The organism is Streptomyces sp. NRRL WC-3549 (assembly GCF_000721935.1).
Lineage (GTDB): Bacteria > Actinomycetota > Actinomycetes > Streptomycetales > Streptomycetaceae > Streptomyces.
This window is the reverse complement of the sequence record NZ_KL585385.1, coordinates 4,777-9,724: the sequence shown is the minus strand read 5'-3', so window position 1 is coordinate 9,724 and position 4,948 is coordinate 4,777. Positions and strand designations below refer to the sequence as shown.

Below are 4,948 nucleotides of genomic sequence, written 5' to 3'. Positions count from 1 at the left end.
CCCCCCCCGCCACTACGGCTTCTCCCTCTTCAGGTAGGCCACGAGCTGCTCGGGGTTGTTCGGGCCGGGAACGACCTGGACCAGCTCCCAGCCGTCCTCGCCCCAGGTGTCCAGAATCTGCTTGGTCGCGTGCACGAGAAGGGGCACGGTCGCGTATTCCCACTTGGTCATGGGCCCGACTGTAATGCCTGGCATACGCGGCCTCGTGCGTAGCCTGCCTGCCGACTGGTTAGGCTCGAAGACGTGAGCAGGTTCCAGGTCGTCAGCGGCAAGGGCGGTACCGGTAAGACCACGGTCGCCGCCGCACTCGCGCTCGCCCTCGCGACCGAGGGCAGGCGCACCCTCCTCGTCGAGGTCGAGGGCAGACAGGGCATCGCCCAGCTCTTCGGGTCCGAGGCGCTCCCCTACGAGGAACGCGCGATCGCCGTGGCCCCGGGCGGCGGCGAGGTCCACGCGCTCGCGATCGACGCCGAGCAGGCCCTCCTGGACTACCTCCAGATGTTCTACAAGCTGGGCGGCGCCGGCCGGGCGCTGAAGAAGCTCGGCGCGATCGACTTCGCGACGACCGTCGCACCCGGGGTCCGGGACGTGCTGCTGACCGGTAAGGCGTGCGAAGCGGTCCGGCGCAAGGACAAGCAGGGCCGGTTCGTCTACGACCACGTGGTCATGGACGCTCCGCCCACGGGCCGCATCACCCGTTTCCTCAACGTCAACGACGAGGTGGCGGGTCTGGCGCGGATCGGTCCCATACACAATCAGGCTCAGGCCGTCATGCGGGTTCTGAAGTCGCCGGAGACGGCGGTGCACCTGGTGACTCTGCTGGAGGAGATGCCCGTCCAGGAGACCGCGGACGGCATCGCCGAACTACGGGCGGCCGACCTGCCGGTGGGCCGGATCGTGGTGAACATGGTGCGTCCCCACCTGCTGGACGAGGACGCCCTGCGTACCGCGTCCGGCGGCCGTCGCAAGGAGATCGCGAAGGCGTTGACCCGGGCGGGCGTCACGGGCTCCGCCGGCCTCGTACGCCCCTTGGTCGAGCAGGCGTCCGCGCACGCCCAGCGGGTGGGCCTGGAGCGCGAACAGCGCGCGGTGCTCGCGGGTCTGGGCCTGCCGACGGTTGAGCTTCCGCTGGTGGGTGAGGGCGTGACCCTCTCCTCCCTGCACGACCTGGCGGCGGAGTTCCGGAAGCAGGGCGTGGGCGACGAGACGGCGGACGCGGCCACCGCCGGGCCGGGCGGCGCACGGCGCCCGGCCCGGCCCGGCGGTGGCTCGGCACGAGGGATGGGTTCATGACGCTGGACACCGGCAACGCGTCCGGGCTGGACACCGACGCGCTCCTGGACGATCCGCGGATCCGGATCGTCGTCTGCTGCGGATCGGGTGGCGTGGGCAAGACCACGACCGCCGCGGCCCTGGGAGTGCGGGCCGCCGAACGTGGCCGACGGGTCGTGGTCCTCACCATCGACCCGGCCCGCAGGCTCGCCCAGTCGATGGGCATCGACCGGCTCGACAACGTCCCGCGCCGGGTCGACGGCGTCAAGGGGGACGGCGAACTGCACGCCATGATGCTCGACATGAAGCGCACCTTCGACGAGACCGTCGAGGCGCACACGGACGCGGACCGGGCCCGCGCGATCCTGGAGAACCCCTTCTACCAGTCCCTGTCAGCCGGTTTCGCGGGCACGCAGGAGTACATGGCGATGGAGAAGCTCGGCCAGCTGAGGGCCCGCGACGAGTGGGACCTGATCGTGGTCGACACCCCTCCGTCACGTTCCGCCCTGGACTTCCTGGACGCGCCGAAACGTCTCGGCTCCTTCCTGGACGGGAAGTTCATCCGGCTGCTCATCGCCCCGGCGAAGATCGGCGGGCGGGCCGGGATGAAGTTCCTCAACGTCGGGATGACGATGATGACAGGGACGCTCGGCAAGCTGCTGGGGGGTCAGTTCCTGCGGGACGTACAGACCTTCGTCACGGCGATGGACTCGATGTTCGGCGGCTTCCGTACCCGGGCCGATGCCACGTACCAGCTTCTCCAAGCCCCCGGCACGGCGTTCCTCGTGGTGGCGACGCCCGAGCGGGACGCGCTGCGCGAGGCCGCGTACTTCGTGGAACGGCTGGCTGCCGAGAAGATGCCGCTGGCCGGCCTGGTCCTCAACCGGGTGCACGGCAGCGAGGCCGCGCGTCTCTCCGCGGAGGGGGCACTGGCCGCCGCAGAAAATCTCGAAGGCGTCGGCATTGTGGATCATACGGACGGGAAGGCTGGCCTTGGTGACCCGGTGGCCCTCACCTCCCCCGAGGCCGTCGATGTCCCCCAGCCACCGCAAGACCCCGCGTCCCCGAAGTCGTCACTCTCCCCCGAGCACAGCGACGGGTCGCCACGCGGTCTGCCCCCGCACGCCCCGCGGTCCGGCGAACCACCGACCGCCGAGCCGCCGCAGAAGCACCCGGAGGGCACCGACGGCGTGCCCGCGGGTGAGGACGGATCCGTCGCCGAGCCCGTCTCCGTCGAGCAGCTGACCGCCGGACTGCTGCGGCTGCACGCCGAACGCATGCAGGTCGTCGCGCGGGAACAGGACACACGCGACCGCTTCACCGCGCTGCACCCCGAAGTCCCGGTGGCGGAGGTGGCCGCACTGCCCGGAGACGTGCACGACCTGGCGGGCCTGCGCGCCGTCGCGGAACGGCTCGCGGCAGGCGCGGTGCCGTCCACGACCGGATCGGCGTAGGCAGGCCGCCGGCCGACGCACCTCGCGGAGCGCCCGGCCAGGGACTACCCCACGGCGGCGTACGTCTCGTGCAGTTCGTCGTCCATCTGCACCGCTGTGGGCAGCAGGCCCGTGGACCGCTCGTACTCACTGCGCGCGGTCTCCAGAAGGCGGCGCCAGGACGTGACGGTGGGCCGTCGGCGCAGTAACGCACGGCGTTCCCTCTCCGTCATTCCTCCCCACACGCCGAACTCGACGCGATTGTCGAGCGCGTCAGCCAGGCACTCGGTCCGCACCGGGCATCCGGTGCACACCGCCTTGGCCCTGTTCTGCGCTGCCCCTTGTACGAACAGTTCATCCGGATCGGTAGTGCGGCAGGCTGCCTGCGCACTCCAGTCGGTTACCCAGCCCATGCCGGCGCCGTCCTCTCCCGAATCGAGGCTCCCCCACGGCGGCAGCGGCATATTCACCGCTGCCAGTTGAGGACGTTACGGAAGGCGGCGACAGCACAACACCCCCTTCGGGCCCAATCTTGGATGGCCCGAACGGACTATGCGTACGCGGCAGATCACCCAGAGGAGTGACGCGTGGACATGCGCGACTATCCCGTCAGAATCCGGACAGCATACCCAAGTCGCAACGGACATTCGGCGACACACCGGGCGAATTCGGGGTCACCTTGGTGTGTGGCTGATTTGCGCGAGGGCCCTGCATGGGGCTTGATGCACCGTTGGATTGCTGTGACAGTTGGGAGCAGCTTAGGCCAAGGCCTGCCCGTGTGTCCGGCGAATGGCAACGTACGCATCCGTCGGCGGCGTACGCGTCCGTCGGCGGCGTACGCATCCGTCCGGCGCGCCGTGGCGCCGTCACGTTCCGGGGCCGGCCCCGGGACGCAGTGCCCCTCCGGAAGGTGCGCGGAGGCGGAAAAACCCCTCCGGATGTCACGGTCTGGTACGGGTACCGCCCTGGACACCCCTGGTCCTGCGGAACGCCGCTCACGACGGATTAGGCTGCCTCCATGCCAAAGAAGCGCTCAGGCGGGGGTCTCACGACGACCCAGCAGGCCGCCAAGTTCCTCGGTGTCGCCGCGCTCTCCGGGGCGGTGCTGGCCGGCATCGCCCTGCCGGCCGCCGGAGCACTGGGGCTAGCAGCCAAGGGGACGGTCGAGGGATTCGACGAGATCCCTTCCAACCTCAAGACACCACCGCTGAGCCAGCGGACCAAGATCCTGGACAACGAGGGCGGCACGATCGCCACGGTCTACTCGCGTGACCGCACCGTCGTACCCCTCAAGGACATGTCGCCGTACCTGCAGGACGCGATCGTCGCGATCGAGGACTCGCGCTTCTACGAGCACGGCGCGGTGGACCTCAAGGGCATGCTGCGCGCGCTGAACAGCAACGTGCAGAGCGGTGGCACCGCGCAGGGTGCCTCGACCCTCACCCAGCAGTACGTGAAGAACGTCTTCGTCGAGGAGGCGGGCGACGACCAGCAGAAGGTCGCCGAGGCCACCCGGCAGACGATGGGCCGCAAGGTCCGTGAGCTGAAGTACGCGATCCAGGTCGAGGAAGAACTCGGCAAGAAGAAGATCCTGGAGAACTACCTCAACATCACCTTCTTCGGGCAGCAGGCCTACGGCGTGGAGGCCGCCTCCCAGCGCTACTTCTCCAAGCACGCCAAGGACCTCTCGCTGGAGGAGGCGGCGATGCTGGCCGGCCTCGTCCAGTCACCGACCCGCTACGACCCGGTCAACGACGTGGAGGAGGCGACCAAGCGCCGCAACATCGTGCTGCGGCGGATGGCCGACGTCGGCAGCATCACGCAGGACGAGGCCGCCAAGGCCATCGGGACCCCGATCAAGCTGAAGGTGAAGAAGCCGCAGAACGGCTGCATCACGGCCGTCAGCGGTTCCGGGTTCTTCTGCGACTACGTACGCAAGACCATCCTCTCCGACCCGGCGTTCGGGAAGACCGCGGAGGACCGTTCCAAGCTGTGGAACCTCGGCGGTCTGACCATCAAAACCACCCTCTCCCCGCGTGCCCAGGAGGCGGCCAACGAGGCTGCGACCTCGAAGGTCAACAAGGACGACAAGGTCGCCGCCTCGGTGGTCCAGGTCGAGCCCGGCACCGGCAAGATCCTCTCGATGGGCCAGTCCCGCCCGTACGGCCTCGACCAGACGCAGCACGAGACGGTGCTCAACCTCGCGGTCAGCAACGCGATGGGCGGCAGCACCTACGGCTTCC

The 4,948-nt window shown here is 69.3% G+C and carries 5 protein-coding genes; 3 read left to right on the top strand and 2 right to left on the bottom strand.

From position 1 onward, the window contains the following. Positions 1 to 12: 12 nt before the first annotated feature. Positions 13 to 171: a Sp36 family protein gene (locus IH13_RS42005; RefSeq protein WP_019992579.1), complete on the bottom strand. Its 159-nt coding sequence runs from the start codon at positions 169 to 171 to the stop codon at positions 13 to 15. A 72-nt stretch (positions 172 to 243) separates the two neighbouring features. On the opposite strand from IH13_RS42005, the gene IH13_RS0103605 reads away from it, so the two are divergent. Both IH13_RS0103605 and IH13_RS0103600 read left to right on the top strand, forming a co-directional pair. Continuing rightward, positions 244 to 1,293 (top strand): ATPase BagA, encoded by a 1,050-nt coding sequence (locus IH13_RS0103605; protein WP_031080954.1) that lies wholly within the window; start codon positions 244 to 246, stop codon positions 1,291 to 1,293. Continuing rightward, positions 1,290 to 2,726, top strand: coding sequence for an ATPase BagB (locus IH13_RS0103600; RefSeq protein WP_031080953.1), 1,437 nt, complete (start codon positions 1,290 to 1,292; stop codon positions 2,724 to 2,726). Before IH13_RS0103605 ends, IH13_RS0103600 begins: the two co-directional genes overlap by 4 nt. 44 nt (positions 2,727 to 2,770) lie before the next feature. On the opposite strand, the gene IH13_RS0103595 is transcribed toward IH13_RS0103600, so the two are convergent. Beyond that, the gene (locus IH13_RS0103595; protein ID WP_031080952.1) at positions 2,771 to 3,118 is read right to left on the bottom strand and encodes a WhiB family transcriptional regulator; all 348 of its coding nucleotides are present in this window, start codon (positions 3,116 to 3,118) and stop codon (positions 2,771 to 2,773) included. A 605-nt stretch (positions 3,119 to 3,723) separates the two neighbouring features. Between IH13_RS0103595 and IH13_RS36620 the strand changes: the two genes are divergently transcribed. Beyond that, positions 3,724 to 4,948 (top strand): transglycosylase domain-containing protein (locus IH13_RS36620; RefSeq protein ID WP_031080951.1); only part of this gene is annotated, 1,225 nt, incomplete at its 3' end.

Bases quoted from the DNA above. Each gene is read 5' to 3' on its own strand.
- IH13_RS0103600 (WP_031080953.1), top strand. From the start codon at position 1,290: ATGACGCTGGACACCGGCAACGCGTCCGGGCTGGACACCGACGCGCTC.
- IH13_RS0103595 (WP_031080952.1), bottom strand. From the start codon at position 3,118: ATGGGCTGGGTAACCGACTGGAGTGCGCAGGCAGCCTGCCGCACTACC.
- IH13_RS42005 (WP_019992579.1), bottom strand. From the start codon at position 171: ATGACCAAGTGGGAATACGCGACCGTGCCCCTTCTCGTGCACGCGACC.